The following is a 13,488-nucleotide window of genomic DNA, read 5'->3' as shown; positions in this document are numbered from 1 at the left end:
GCCTTACCGGCCCCGCCAAACCATCACCGACTTCACCGCCTCGGGGACCAGCACCAGCGGCAGGGCCAGAAGGCCGATCATCTGCCAATGGTCGACCCCGAGCGGCACGGTGCCAAGCAGCAGTTGCAGGGGCGGCCAGTAGACGGCGGCCACCTGCGCGGCCAGCATCGCCACAAGCGCCAGCAGCAACAGCGGGTTGGAGGCAAGCCCGATCTTCCAGCAGGGTTGTCGGAAGGACCGGAAGGCGAAGACGCTCATCTTCTCAAAAACGACTATGGCGGTGAAGGCGGCTGTGCGGGCGATGTCCTCGCCCTGCGGCAGCAGCGTGTAGAAAATCCACAGGCCCGCCGTGCCTGCATAGGCCCCGAAGGCGAGGATCATGGCCAGCCCCGCAGGCCCGAGAATCCCTGCCTTCATCGGACGAGGCGGGTCCTCCATCTGGTCCTTGGTGGCCTTTTCCAGCCCGAGCGCAACGGCTGTCACGCCATCGGTGATGAGGTTCATCCAAAGGATCTGCGTGGCCAACAGGATGAGCGGCCCGCCGAGGTAGAGGTTGACAAGGATCGCCACGACCTCGCCCGCATTGGACGACAGCAGGTAGCGCACGAAGCGCTGCACGTTTTCGAACTGGCGGCGGCCCTCGCGCACCACGCGGACGATGGTGGCGAAATTGTCGTCGAGCAGTACCAGATCGGCGGCATCCTTGGCCACGTCGGTGCCGCGAATGCCCATGGCGACGCCGATATCGGCACGTTTCAGGGCGGGCGCGTCGTTCACACCGTCGCCCGTCATGGCCACGATTTGGCCTTCGGATTGCAACGCCTCGACCAGCCGCATCTTGTGAGCGGGCGCGGTGCGGGCGAAGACCACCTCCTGCGCCAGCAAGGCGCGCAGGTCGTCATTGCTCGCTGCGTCCACCCGGTCACCTGTCACCACCTGATCAATCGGCAGTCCGACATGCCGCGCGATGGCCTGCGCCGTGACCGGGCTATCGCCGGTGATCATGATCACGCGAATACCGGCGGACCGGCAGGCAGAGACGGCGGCGGGCACTTCGGGGCGGGGCGGGTCGATCAGACCGACAAGGCCGAGGAAAGTCAGGTCTTTCTCCGCTGCGTCCTTGCCCGCGACAGGGGCAGAGGCCAGCGCGATGACACGCAGGCCCTCGCTTGCCATTTGTGTGTATGCGTCTTCGACAATTCGCCGGGCTGCGCCGATCATGGGGTCTGGGCCGTCCGGCCCCGCGACGTGGGAACAGACATCAAGGATCGCCTCTGGCGCGCCCTTGGCATAGATCACCGGGCCGCCATTGCAGGTGAAGACCACGCTCATCCGCTTGCGCTCGGACGAAAACGCCTGTTCCGACAACACGCAGGCCGGGTCGGGCAGGGGTGCCCACCCCTTGTAGGCCAGCGTAATCAACGCGCCTTCCGTGGGCTCGCCCACCATCTGCCACTCACCGGCCTTCTGCCGCAGGCTGGCGTGGTTGCAGATCATGGCGCAATCCAGCAGGTCCGACAAAACCGGGTCATCGCCATGGCGCAAGGGGCCGTTCGGCCCTTCGATCCTTCCAGATGGGTCGTAGCCGGTGCCAGACACCTTCAAGACCCGGTCGCCTGGCAACCAGACTCTTGCCGCCGTCATCTTGTTTTCCGTCAGGGTTCCGGTCTTGTCGGTGCAGATGACGGAGGCCGCGCCGAGCGTCTCGACCGCCTGCAAGCGCCGGGCCAGGGCGTGGTGGCGGACCATGGCCGCGGCCCCGAGCGCCAGCGTGATCGTGACGACGGCGGGCAGGCCCTCCGGCACGATGGCGACGGCCAGCGACAGGCCGGTCATGAACATGTCCAGCAGCTCTTGCCCGACGATCAACCCCGCCGCCACCACCGCCCCGCCAAGTGCGATGGCAGCGAATCCCATCTGCCGAGCGAGATGGCCAAGTTGCCGGGTCAGATGGGTCTGCTTTTCCCCCACCGATCCCGTCAGTTCCGCGATCTGGCCGAACTGGGTGCGACTGCCGGTGGCGGTCACTATCCCTTCGGCCCGGCCTGCCACGACCGACGTGCCCATGTGGACCGTCGCATCCTCGCCCGATTTGTCGACCGGCAGGGATTCCCCCGTCAGAACGCTCTCATCGAGTTTGAGCTGCAACGCGATGTGCAGCGCGATATCGGCGGGCACCCGGTCGCCCGCTTCCATCACCACCAGATCGCCGGGCACGATGGCCGATGTCTCAATCATCTGCTGCTGGCCGTCGCGCACCACCCGCGTCTTGGGGTCCAGCATCCGGCGCAGCGCGGCCAGCGCGGTTTCGGCCCGCCATTCTTGAACGAAGCCAAGGACGCCGTTCAGCAGAACCACCAACCCGATGGCCAGCGCGTCGATCACCTCGCCGAGCGCCGCTGCGATGATCATGGCTGCAATCAGCACCAGGACAAGAAATCCGGTGAACTGGCGCGCGAGGATGCGCAGAGGCGAAATCGCCTGTGCCTCGGCCAGCCGATTGGGGCCGTGTTCTGCAAGACGGCGCGCGGCTTCGGAACTGGTCAGGCCGGTGGGGGCGGGCTGGATCATGGCGGGTGGTCCTTTGCGGTCCGGGGCAGGGTAGGGTGTCCTGCAAAGGGGCACCTTGACGGATATCAAGCCGGGCCGGGCTTGCCCCCGCCGCCATATCCCGCGATGAAGGGGGAAAGGCGCGGGTGCGCCGCATCAGGAGGGATGAGACATGGCGAAAGTAGCGTTTCTGGGTCTGGGCGTGATGGGCTACCCGATGGCGGGGCATCTGCAGGCCGCCGGACATGACGTGACGGTCTACAACCGCACCACCGCGAAGGCAGAAAAATGGGCGGTGCAGCATGGCGGCACGCATGGGGCAACCCCGCGTGAGGCCGTGGCCGGTTGCGATTTCGTGATGGCCTGTGTCGGCAATGACGACGATCTGAGGTCCGTCGTGCTGGGCGAGGACGGGGCGTTTGCGGGCATGAAAGAGGGCGCGATTTTCGTCGATCACACCACAGTGTCGGCCATCGTAACGCGCGAGCTGGCAGAGGTGGGCACCGAAAAGGGTATCGCTTGGGTCGATGCGCCGGTCTCGGGCGGGCAGGCGGGGGCCGAGAACGGCCAGCTCGCCATCATGTGCGGCGGCGATGACGTGCCCTATGCGGCGGCGGTGCCGGTGATGGATGCCTATGCCAAGGCCATCGAGCATTTCGGGCCTGTGGGGTCGGGCCAGATCACCAAGATGGTCAATCAGGTCTGTATCGTGGGCGCGGTGCAGAGCATTTCCGAAGGGCTCTACTTCGCGATGAAGGCAGGTCTCGACGCCAAGAAGGTGGCCAAACTTGTGTCTCAGGGCGCGGGCGGTTCATGGCAGCTGGCCAATCGCGCCGAAACGATGGTGGACAATCATTTCGAGCATGGCTTCGCCGTCGACTGGATGCGCAAGGATCTGGGCATCGCACTGGAACAGGGCAAAGAGATGGGCCTGTCCTTGCCGGTCACCGCGCTTGTCGATCAGTTCTATGCCGAGGTGCAACAGTTGGGTGGCGGCCGGTGGGACACCTCCAGCCTGATCCAGCGGTTCCGCAAGATGAACGGCGAAGATATCTGAGACCACGGGCAGGGGACAGGGCAGCGTGAGCATCGAACTGGGCGATCTGTGGGGCGGGGCGTGGCGCGGGTTCGATGCCGTGATCGACGTGCGCGCGCCTGCCGAGTTTGCCGAGGATCACCTGCCCGGCGCGATATCGCTGCCGGTCCTGTCGGATGAGGAACGCGCCCGTGTCGGCACGATCTACAAGCAGGTCAGCCCGTTCGACGCCCGCAAGATCGGCGCGGCGCTCGTGGCCCGCAATGCGGCGACGCATATCGAAAGCCAGCTGATGGACAAGCCCGGCGGCTGGCAGCCGCTGGTCTATTGCTGGCGTGGCGGGCAACGGTCCAATTCCTTCGCCACCATCCTGCGGCAGATCGGCTGGCGGGTGGAGGTGCTGGAGGGCGGCTATCGCAGCTACCGCCGGGCGGTGGTCGATGCGCTTTACCACAAGGGGTTGCCCTTCCGGCTGATCCGGCTCGACGGCAATACCGGCACCGCCAAGACCGCGCTTCTGCCGCTGCTTGAGGCGCGCGGGGTACAGATCGTGGACCTTGAGGGTCTGGCCGGTCACAGAGGATCAATCCTTGGCTCGGTCGCTGGTGGACAGCCGTCGCAGAAAGCATTCGAGTCAGGGCTGATCACCGCGCTTCAGTGTCTCGACCCGGCCCGGCCCGTTGTGGTGGAAGCAGAGTCAGCCCGCATCGGCGCACTGCGCATGCCGCCGACCCTGTGGCACGCCATGATCCGCGCCCCGAGGGTCGAAATCGAGGCCCCTGTCCCGGCCCGCGCGGCCTATCTGGCGCGCGCCTATGCGGACCTGCTGGCCGACCCTGCCGAACTGACCCGCTTGCTGGAGGGCCTGCGCCCCCTTGTCGGGGCGGAGCGTGTTGCAGAGTGGGGAAAGATGGTCGCGGCTCAGGACTGGCATGCGCTTGCAGAAGGCCTGGTCGTCCACCACTACGACCCCGCCTATTCCCGCGCCCGCAAGCGCGACGACGCGCCAACCGCCGCTGTGGTCGAGGCCGAAGATCTGACCGAAGGCAGCTTGCCAGCTGTGGCGGATCGGCTGGCGCGGGTGTTAGGCGATGTCGATCCGGGGTGACCCTTCGATGATCTCTCCAATATCAGCAACTGGCACGCCGATATCCCGCAACGCGCGAACCACCTGATCCGCCCTGTCGGCTGGAACCGCTGCCAGCAATCCACCCGAGGTTTGCGGATCGAAAAGGATCGGGTCGGCAAGCCCGTTCAGTGCCCCCAGAACCGCCGCTTCGTTCGCTCCGTGAATGGTTGACCGCAGGCCCTTGGCCAGCAGCTCGTTTGCGCCGGGCAGAACCGGGACGCTGGCCTGATCCAGCCGGGCTGCGACGCCCGACGCTTCGCAGATGTTCCACAGATGCCCGGCAAGCCCGAATCCGGTCACATCGGTCATTGCGGTCGCATGCGGGGCGAGGATACGCGCGGCATTACCCGAGCTTGTGGCCATCTGTGCCCACGCCCCCGCCACGACATGCCCGGGTGCCTCAAGCTGCATCTCCGCCGTCAGAATGACGCCGGTCCCAAGTGGTTTCGTCAGCAACAGGCGATCCCCGGGCCGTGCCCCCGCCAGCGTGATCGCAGGCCCGTCCAGCAATCCCGTCACCGTGAACCCGATGGTCAGCTCATCGCCCATGGAGCTGTGCCCGCCGACAATCTCGGCCCCCTCTGCGGCAAACACGTCCGCAGCCTCGGCCATGATCTCCGTCATCCAGCGGCTTTGCAGTTCGGGCGACAGGCGCGGCAGGATCAACGTCGCCAACGCCGACTGGGGCTGTGCCCCCATAGCCCAACAATCCCCAAGCGCATGAATGGCGGCAATCCGTGCCTGCAACGCGTGATCATTGGTGAATCCACGCAAGTGGTCCGTGGTCAGGATCTGTCGGGTCTCGCCCACCTGCAATACTGCTGCATCATCGCCAGGGTCGGACAGGATATCGGTCCGGGTTCGGGCAGGCAGGGACGCAAGCGCCGATTTCAGACTGCCCGGTCCCAGCTTGGCGCCGCATCCCCCGCACATGGGTTTGTCGCCGAGCGTCTCCCGGACGCCTTTTGCCAACTCTCGGGGCAGGCGCGGCGATGCCATTGGCGACAGGTCGCTGAACTTGTCCATGAACCCCCGGTCGATCCGGTCCTTCCAGCGCCACAACACGGACCCTGCCCCGACGAGCCCACCCTTTTCGGCCAATGCCCGTTTGCTGCCCAGGGAAATCAGCTTGAGGTAGTCGCGCTGTGGCCGGAACGGCAGCAGGTCTTCCTCTCGTCCCATGGCCAGAGCCCGCAAATTGCGCAGCAGGACGGGGGCGGCGCGCACGGCATAAACACCGGCCTTGGGGCGCGGATCGAAGGCCAGATCGGCGCAATCCCCGGCTGCGAAAACCTCCGGATGAGACACCGAGCGCAAGTGCCGGTCGACGGTGATATACCCCTCCCGCAGGGTCAGACCGGTATCGGCTAGCCAGCCATGGGGGCGGGCCCCGGCAACGCCAAGGGCAAACGCAGAGGGCAAGACGCCGCCCGATGCGAGGGAGACACTGGCCGGGGAAATCTCGGCAATCGTCTCTCCCGGCACGCATTGGACGCCGGCCTTGGCAAGCTCTTCCAACAATCGCGCGCGGGCTTTCGGGTGTATGCCGTCGAGGATGTCTCCCTTGTCGATCAGGGCCACGTCCGCAGCACCTGTTTCGGCTCTCAGCCGGAACGCCACCGCAAGCGCAAGTTCCGCTCCGGCCACACCAGCCCCGATCACCGTCACCGGCCCGCCGCCCCCCTCGACAAACCGGGCCCAGGCATCCGCGAAACGGTCAAGCGGTTTCGCGGCGATACCATGGGAGTCAAACCCGCGGATCTCGGGCATCCGGCTGTGAATGCCGATATCAACGGATAGAAGATCATAGCTGATCGGGGCCCGATCCGGGACCGTCACCTGCCGCGCTACGGGGTCGATCCCGGTGGCTCCCCCGATCACCAGCCGCGCGCCCGCGAACCGGGCCAGTCTGACCAGATCAATATCAAGCGCAGACCGTGCGTAATGCCCTGCCACATGGCCGGGCAACATGCCGGAATAAGGCGCCGTCGGTCCGGGGTTGATCAGCGTCAGCAGGACACCCGGCAGAGGCCGCATGCCCCAGGCCTTCAGCACCAGCGCATGGGTATGGCCACCTCCGATCAGGACGATATCCGTTACGATAGGCAGGGCCGGTCCCATATCATCCCTCATATCCATGCAATCCCGCCATAGCGCTAATCCGTCCCGAAAGGCACCCCGCGCAGGGTCGCGCCAAGGTAAACACTTCGTCACGGCAATCCCATTAACCTTAACGCGCGCGCCCCCTTTCAGCTTGGCACAAATACCTCGGGGGAGTCGCCGCAAGGCGACGGGGGCAGCGCCCCCAATCCCGCTATCTGCCTGCAAACACCGGTTCCGGGTAGCGCACGTGGTTCAGATAGAGCCCCTCTGGCGGGCTGACCGGTCCGCAGGCCGCCCGATCCCTCGCCTCGAGGGCCGTCTTCACATCCTCAGGCGACCATGACCCGGCCCCGACCCGTTCCAATGTGCCAACAATCGACCTGACCTGATTGTGCAGGAAAGACCGTGCGCGCAGGTGAAACCGGAACTCGGCCCCATGGGGGTAGTCAACCTGCTCGATCCTGATCTCGTCGAGCGTCTTGACCGGACTTGCCGCCTGGCAGATCGTTGCGCGAAAGGTGGTGAAGTCATGCAGGCCGATCAGATGTCTCGCCCCTTCTCTCATCGCCTCGATATCCAGCTTGTTCTTGACATGCCAGACCTTGCCCGCGTCATGGGTCAGGGGCGCGCGCCGGGCGATCAGGCGAAACACATATTGCCGTTCCAGCGCCGAAAACCGCGCATGCCAATCGTCTGAGACACGGGCTGCGGCCACGACAGCAACCGGGCGCGGTTTCAGGTGATAGTTCACGGCCTCGGTCAGGCGAAACAGGTCCCAGTCACGGGCCAGATCGCAATGGGCCACCTGGCCAAGCGCGTGAACGCCTGCATCGGTACGGCCCGCGGTTGCGATCGAGGGCACGTCCTGTTCCAGACGCGACAGCGCCTCTTCAATCGCTCCCTGAACCGAGGGCCGGTCGGGTTGGCGCTGCCAGCCTGAAAAGGGGCGACCGTCATATTCTATCAAAAGCGCAAAGCGGGGCATGGGCTTCCGCTACCGCAAAGCGGGTGAAAGGGCAATCGGCCCTGTAAACCGCCGCCGCGAATGCCTATTCTTTGATACATTGGTTATCGCAAAGGACAGATCGTTTGGTCATTGGTGCCATCTCCGACACTCTGGGCCGCGGCGTGGAAAACGTCGGTTCCGCCATTTCCGAGACGTTTTTCGAACCGGTGATCCGATTGGGCGTTACCGGTCTCTCTCGGGCTGGCAAGACGGTGTTCATCACCTCGCTGGTGGCGAACCTGCTGGACCGGGGGCGGATGCCGGGGCTTCAGGCCGCCGGGTCCGGCCGCATCCAGGCGGCGTTCCTGCAGCCGCAGCCTGACGATACCGTGCCGCGCTTCGATTTTGAGACCCATCTGGCGGCGCTGACGGGTCGCAACCCCCATTGGCCCGAGTCGACGCGCGCGGTTTCGGAACTGCGCCTGTCCTTGCGCGTCCAGCCTTCGGGCCTTCTCTCGGGTCTCTCCGGCCCGCGCACCGTGCATATCGACATCGTGGACTATCCCGGCGAGTGGCTGCTGGACCTGTCGCTATTGGACCAAAGCTACGATCAGTGGAGCGCCGACACATTGTCGCGCGCGGAGACGCGGGACGCTGCCAAGGGGTTTCTGGAGCTTGCCACAGGCACGGACGGAACCGCAAAGCTTGAAGAAACCACTGCGCAGGGCCTCGCGCGCAGCTTCACCGCCTATCTGAACGAGGCCCGCGAGGCGGGCTTTTCCGACTGCACACCGGGCCGATTCCTGTTGCCCGGTGAATTGGAGGGCAGCCCCGTCCTGACCTTCGCACCGCTTCCCCCCGGCGAGGCCCCACGCGGCAGCCTGCGCCGGGAAATGGCGCGAAGGTTTGAGGCCTATAAGGCGCAGGTCGTCAAACCCTTCTTCCGCAACCATTTCGCCCGGATCGACCGGCAGGTGGTGCTGGTCGACGCGCTTGGCGCGATCCATTCCGGGCCGCAGGCGGTCGAGGATCTGCGCCGCGCCATGGCGGGGATTCTGGGGGCGTTTCGGCCCGGCCGGAATTCCTTCCTGTCGGCGATCATGGGCAAGCGGGTGGAAAAGATCCTCTTTGCCGCGACCAAGGCCGATCACCTGCACCACAAGCAGCATCCGCGCCTGACCGCAATCATGGAGGCGCTCCTGCGCGACGCGCGCGACCGGGCCGATTTTGCCGGGGCGAAGACGCAGGCCATGGCCATCGCCGCCCTGCGCGCCACGGTGGAGGAGACGCGGGCGCATGGTGGCAATCAGCTGGATCTTGTGCGGGGCACCCTGCTGGACACAGGCAAACAGGCGGCCTTCCACCCCGGTGAGCTGCCCGAAGACCCCGGCCACCTTCTGGCCCCGGCCCGGAAGGGCGAAACCGCCTGGCTCGATGCCGATTACTCGGTCATGCGATTTGCGCCCGCCGAACTGACCCTGAAGCCCGGTGAAGGTCCACCACATATCAGGCTGGACCGCGCCGCCGAATTCCTGTTGGGGGACAAGCTGGCATGAGCGACCGCAAAGGCCCCGTCCTGATTGAACTGGACGACTTCCCCGACCAAAGCCCCGCCGCCGCCCCGCCGGTGCCCGACCTCGATCTGCCCGCGCCGACTGGCCGCGCGATGCAGACCGTGGCAACGCTGGCCGCGCGCAAACCCTCGCGTCTGGCGCGGTTCTTCTGGGCGTCGCTGACGGCGCTACTGGGCTTTGTCATTTCGCTCGCCGCGTGGAACTTCGTGACGGCTTTGCTGGCCTCGAACCCCATTCTTGGCTGGATCGCCACCGGGCTGATCGGCCTCTTCGTTCTGGCCGCGCTGCTGGTGGCCCTGCGCGAGGCGGCGTCATTCTTCAGCCTCGGTCGGCTCGACGGGTTGCAGAGAGCGGCTGAATCCGCGTTGGCGACAGGCGACCTGAAGGCCGCGCAGAAGGTTTCGGATGACCTCGTCGCGCTATACAAGTCGCGGCCCGAGCTGCGTCTGGGACGAGAGGCGCTGGCTGCCCGCTCTGGGGATGTCTTCGATGCCGATGCGGTCCTGCATCTGGCCGAGGATCGTCTTCTCAGTCCCCTCGACGCCGCGGCACGGGCCGAAGTCGAGGCCGCCACGCGGCAGGTTGCGACGGTCACCGCCCTGGTGCCGCTGGCGCTCGCCGATGTTGTCGCGGCGCTGACCGCCAACATGCGGATGATCCGGCGCATCGCGGAAATCTATGGGGGGCGCGCGGGAACCCTTGGCGGATGGCGCCTGACGCGCACCGTGATCACCCATCTGGTCGCCACCGGCATGGTCGCCGTGGGGGACGATATGCTGGAACCCATTATCGGCAGCGGACTTGTCGGCAAGATCTCCCGCCGCTTTGGCGAAGGCGTCGTCAGTGGCGCGCTCACCGCCCGTGTGGGCGTCGCAGCTATGGAGGTCTGTCGCCCGCTGCCCTTCCGCAAATCGACCCGGCCCTCCGTCACCGGTCTTGTACGACGTGCGCTGTCAGGGCTGTTCGGCAAAGGGGATGCCGCGTGACCGGGGACCGCCCGCTTCTGGGCATCCTCTTCATGTTGGGGTTCTGCGTGCTGATCCCGTTCGGGGACGCGCTGGCCAAGATGCTTGGGGACAGCGTGCCGCTGATCGTGCTGGTGCTGGTGCGGTTCTGCGCGCAGGCCCTGCTGCTGGTGCCGATGCTCTGGCTGATGGGCGGCACCCTGCGGATGAGCGGGCGCACCTTTCGCCTGACCGCCTTTCGGTCGATCCTTCAGATCCTTGGCATTTCCTTCATGTTCCTCAGCCTGCGCTATCTGCCGCTGGCCGACGCCGTGGCGATTGCCTTCGTAATGCCCTTCATCATGCTGATCATGGGCCATTTCATTCTGGGGGAAGAGGTCGGCATCCGCCGGATCGCCGCCTGCGGGGTGGGCTTTGTCGGCACACTGATGGTGATCCAGCCGAGCTTTTCCGAGGTGGGTTGGATCGCGACGCTGCCCCTGTCTGTGGCCTTCATCTTTTCGGTCTTCATGCTGGTCACAAGGCAGATCGCAAAAGAGGCGGACCCGCTGGCCTTGCAGGCCGTCGGCGGTCTGGTTGGCGTGCCGATTCTGCTGGCGCTGCTGCTGTTGCCTATCGACCTGCCGGATCTGACTCCGGGCTGGCCGTCGGGGTCGGATGCGTGGCTGCTGGTCGCCATGGGCGTTCTCGGGACAGTCGCACATCTGCTGATGACGTGGTCGCTGCGCTTTGCCCCATCGGCCACGCTGGCCCCGATGCAATATCTGGAAATCCCCGTTGCAACGGTCCTGGGATTGATTTTTTTCGAGGACCTTCCCGACGGGTTGGCGGCGGCGGGGATCGCCCTGACCGTGGGGGCGGGGCTCTACATCATCTGGCGAGAACGGGTCACCTCTCGCGCGCAACCGGTGTAAGCGCGGGCATGGGCGGGACAAGATCACCGCAGACCAGCCGGGTCAGGACCTTCGGGACCGGCCAGATCCGCGACAGCGGGGCCAACAGGTGGTCCCTGACCATCGGCAGGACCCGGCTGTCCGACTGGTATTGCGGCGTGAACGAGGCGCTGAGCGCCTGATAGGTCGCCACATGCCAGCGCCGCGCCCCGGCATAGAGACGCAGGGCCTCCTCCCCTTCGGCCATCGTAAGGGCGCGCTGCAGGGCCAGGGCATCCAGCAAGGCCATGTTCGCCCCTTGCCCCAGTTGCGGACTGGCCCTGTGCGCCGCATCGCCGATATGAACGATCCTATCGCCATAGGGTTTCGCCAGCGACCCGTGCGTGTAGCTGGCGAAGGTGAAGGCATCATGGTTCGCGACCCAGCCAAGGAACGGGGCGAAATCAGGCCAGAGCCCGATGGCCTGCTGCCGCCAATGCGCAAAGTCGGTGCGGGCCCAGTCCTCAAACCCCGAGACGGGTAGAGAGTAGAAGATGGCGGCAAGCTTCTGACCGGGCTGGTCCGGCATAGCCCCCACGGGCAGGACACCGAACATCCGGTCGGCGCGTCGATAGCATTGGGTCAGCCGATCCTTTGGCAGCGGGCTGTCCTCTGGCCAGGGAACCGTGGCCCAGACCGCACCATAGGGCAGGGGGCGACTGACCAGAGGCGACAGCGGCGACCCTGCACCGCAGGCATCGACAATCAGATCGAACGGGTCTGACAGCCGGTCGCCGAAACGGAGAGACTGCCCCTTACGGCCCAGAACCCGGCGCGAGGGTACAAGCCGCGCGCCTGCATCCTGTGCTGCGTCAAGAAGCAGGGAGAACAGCGTTGCGCGATGTATGCCAAGGCCCTTGCGATCCGGGGCGCTCCCGTAGCTGACAGACAGAACGACGCGATGGCTTTCCGCCTCGTGCCCGAACATCGACGAGATCCGTGCCCCAAGGCGGCGTGCCTTGTCGCCCACGCCAATCCTGTCGAGCACGGACAGGCCGACAGGCTGGATCACGAGACCTGACCCTACGGGCTGCGGTGCGTCGAACTGGTCGAACACAGCGACCGAGTGCCCGTCGCGTGCCAGAAGGGCCGCTGCCGCCAACCCGCCGATTCCGGCACCTGCAATACCGATTTTCATCCGCTCCTCGCCCTCTTTGCCCCTGACCTGTGCGCCGAAACGGTGCAGGCCAGCCCGGTGATGCTTGACCGAAGCGGGTGTTCAGCGCAACCTGAACGGGTTTCAATCATCACTTTCAGGAGAATACCATGAGTTGGAGCAGCCTGTCGGGGGCCAGCAAAGCGGCCCTCATTTTCGCGATCCTCGGCTTCGTCATCAGCTTCACGACCTTGTCGACCAGTTCGATCAACGGTGTGCGGACCTGTTCCTACATGGATTACGGTGCGCTTCTGTTCGGGGCGCTGGCCATGCTGGCAGGGTCATCCGGGCTGATGCGGCTGCGGGATCTGGCACCGGATGCGCGCAGCCTGAACCTCGTCGTCTGTGTGGCGGCCGATGTTGTCGGCGTGGTCCATATCCTGCGCGGGATCGGCATGGTGGGCGGCCCCTGCGGCTGACCTTGCCATCGGGCACGGGCAAGATTTTGAAATGTCTTGAAAGGATCTTGCAAAATCCTTCCCCGCGCCCGGCCTGACCGGTCCGCGTTATCTCAGTTTCGGGATGCCGCCGGGCAGGGTGTCCCGATCCACCACACCGGCCCGGAGCGAACGCCCGATCCGGTGTGCCAGTGCCGACCAGCTGGCAGCCTGTTCGGGTGACAGTTCCGCCTCCAGCGTCGCATCGAAGAGCTTTAGCCACGGCTCGAACATGCCCGGCCGCACATTGCCTGCCTGCATATGCTTGACCATCGGATTGCCGTCATAGCAGCGTTCGCCCAGAATCGCATTGGCCCAGAACCGGGCGATCTTGGCCTCATGCGGCGGCCAGTCCGTCACATGAGCGGCAAAGACCGGGCCAAGCACCGGATGCGCCCGCACCCCGGCATAGAAGCGGGCAACGACCCGTTCGATCTCGGGGCGGGTGATGTCGAACTTGGCAAGTGGCGCTCTGGTCATGCCGCCAAGATGGGGTCGTGCCCACCCCTTCGCCAGTGGCCATCTGGTCGCGCCACGCCCTCTGGACGCCCCCTGTCGGCAGTCCTATAAGGCACAACATGACCCGCCAATTCGTGCGCATCATTATTCGAATTATCGGCCCGGCTCTCTGAGACCAAGAGACGCCGGGACAAGGTGTTT

At 65.6% G+C, this 13,488-nt stretch carries 11 protein-coding genes; 6 read left to right on the top strand and 5 right to left on the bottom strand.

The window, feature by feature from the left end:
• Positions 1-3: 3 nt before the first annotated feature.
• A complete protein-coding gene (locus ACOOEX_RS16635; RefSeq protein WP_420395875.1) occupies positions 4-2,571 on the bottom strand; it encodes a cation-translocating P-type ATPase in 2,568 nt (855 codons plus the stop codon).
• Between the two features lie 151 nt (positions 2,572-2,722).
• On the opposite strand from ACOOEX_RS16635, the gene ACOOEX_RS16630 reads away from it, so the two are divergent.
• Together ACOOEX_RS16630 and mnmH are read left to right on the top strand one after the other, a co-directional pair.
• Positions 2,723-3,607, top strand: coding sequence for an NAD(P)-dependent oxidoreductase (locus ACOOEX_RS16630; RefSeq protein ID WP_420395874.1), 885 nt, complete (start codon positions 2,723-2,725; stop codon positions 3,605-3,607).
• Positions 3,608-3,632: 25 nt separating this feature from the next.
• The gene (mnmH, locus tag ACOOEX_RS16625; protein WP_420395873.1) at positions 3,633-4,694 is read left to right on the top strand and encodes a tRNA 2-selenouridine(34) synthase MnmH; all 1,062 of its coding nucleotides are present in this window, start codon (positions 3,633-3,635) and stop codon (positions 4,692-4,694) included.
• Here the strand turns inward: mnmH and selD are convergent.
• Both selD and truA read right to left on the bottom strand, forming a co-directional pair.
• Entirely contained in the window at positions 4,671-6,836 is a 2,166-nt protein-coding gene (gene selD, locus ACOOEX_RS16620; protein WP_420395872.1) for a selenide, water dikinase SelD, read from the bottom strand. The two genes, mnmH and selD, sit on opposite strands and share 24 nt — an antisense overlap.
• A 193-nt stretch (positions 6,837-7,029) precedes the next feature.
• Complete coding sequence (gene truA / locus ACOOEX_RS16615) at positions 7,030-7,803, bottom strand: tRNA pseudouridine(38-40) synthase TruA (protein ID WP_420395871.1); 774 nt, start codon at positions 7,801-7,803, stop codon at positions 7,030-7,032.
• A 104-nt stretch (positions 7,804-7,907) separates the two neighbouring features.
• Here truA and ACOOEX_RS16610 point away from each other — a divergent pair, with 104 nt between their 5' ends.
• Genes ACOOEX_RS16610 through ACOOEX_RS16600 form a run of 3 tightly spaced genes read left to right on the top strand, consistent with a single transcriptional unit; the run spans position 7,908 to position 11,217 of the window.
• A complete protein-coding gene (locus ACOOEX_RS16610) occupies positions 7,908-9,320 on the top strand; it encodes a YcjX family protein (RefSeq protein WP_420395870.1) in 1,413 nt (470 codons plus the stop codon).
• Positions 9,317-10,324, top strand: coding sequence for a YcjF family protein (locus ACOOEX_RS16605; RefSeq protein ID WP_420395869.1), 1,008 nt, complete (start codon positions 9,317-9,319; stop codon positions 10,322-10,324). The genes ACOOEX_RS16610 and ACOOEX_RS16605 overlap by 4 nt, the downstream gene beginning before the upstream one ends.
• Entirely contained in the window at positions 10,321-11,217 is an 897-nt protein-coding gene (locus ACOOEX_RS16600) for a DMT family transporter (RefSeq protein WP_420395868.1), read from the top strand. The genes ACOOEX_RS16605 and ACOOEX_RS16600 overlap by 4 nt, the downstream gene beginning before the upstream one ends.
• On the opposite strand, the gene ACOOEX_RS16595 is transcribed toward ACOOEX_RS16600, so the two are convergent.
• The gene (locus tag ACOOEX_RS16595; RefSeq protein WP_420395867.1) at positions 11,192-12,373 is read right to left on the bottom strand and encodes an FAD-dependent oxidoreductase; all 1,182 of its coding nucleotides are present in this window, start codon (positions 12,371-12,373) and stop codon (positions 11,192-11,194) included. The genes ACOOEX_RS16600 and ACOOEX_RS16595 overlap by 26 nt on opposite strands.
• A gap of 128 nt (positions 12,374-12,501) precedes the next feature.
• Between ACOOEX_RS16595 and ACOOEX_RS16590 the strand changes: the two genes are divergently transcribed.
• Complete coding sequence (locus ACOOEX_RS16590; RefSeq protein ID WP_420395866.1) at positions 12,502-12,810, top strand: hypothetical protein; 309 nt, start codon at positions 12,502-12,504, stop codon at positions 12,808-12,810.
• An 87-nt stretch (positions 12,811-12,897) separates the two neighbouring features.
• On the opposite strand, the gene ACOOEX_RS16585 is transcribed toward ACOOEX_RS16590, so the two are convergent.
• Positions 12,898-13,308, bottom strand: coding sequence for a group III truncated hemoglobin (locus tag ACOOEX_RS16585; RefSeq protein ID WP_420395865.1), 411 nt, complete (start codon positions 13,306-13,308; stop codon positions 12,898-12,900).
• Between the last annotated feature and the right edge of the window lie 180 nt (positions 13,309-13,488).

The organism is Nioella sp. (genome assembly GCF_965215655.1).
Lineage (GTDB): Bacteria > Pseudomonadota > Alphaproteobacteria > Rhodobacterales > Rhodobacteraceae > Nioella.
Note: the sequence above shows the minus strand (reverse complement) of the source record. Positions and strands in the feature narration are given on the sequence as shown.

What these genes read in the sequence shown, in the direction of transcription:
- selD (WP_420395872.1), bottom strand. Translation starts at nt 6,836, where the DNA reads ATGGGACCGGCCCTGCCTATCGTAACGGATATCGTCCTGATCGGAGGT.
- ACOOEX_RS16635 (WP_420395875.1), bottom strand. Translation starts at nt 2,571, where the DNA reads ATGATCCAGCCCGCCCCCACCGGCCTGACCAGTTCCGAAGCCGCGCGC.
- ACOOEX_RS16590 (WP_420395866.1), top strand. Translation starts at nt 12,502, where the DNA reads ATGAGTTGGAGCAGCCTGTCGGGGGCCAGCAAAGCGGCCCTCATTTTC.
- ACOOEX_RS16605 (WP_420395869.1), top strand. Translation starts at nt 9,317, where the DNA reads ATGAGCGACCGCAAAGGCCCCGTCCTGATTGAACTGGACGACTTCCCC.
- ACOOEX_RS16585 (WP_420395865.1), bottom strand. Translation starts at nt 13,308, where the DNA reads ATGACCAGAGCGCCACTTGCCAAGTTCGACATCACCCGCCCCGAGATC.
- ACOOEX_RS16595 (WP_420395867.1), bottom strand. Translation starts at nt 12,373, where the DNA reads ATGAAAATCGGTATTGCAGGTGCCGGAATCGGCGGGTTGGCGGCAGCG.
- truA (WP_420395871.1), bottom strand. Translation starts at nt 7,803, where the DNA reads ATGCCCCGCTTTGCGCTTTTGATAGAATATGACGGTCGCCCCTTTTCA.
- ACOOEX_RS16630 (WP_420395874.1), top strand. Translation starts at nt 2,723, where the DNA reads ATGGCGAAAGTAGCGTTTCTGGGTCTGGGCGTGATGGGCTACCCGATG.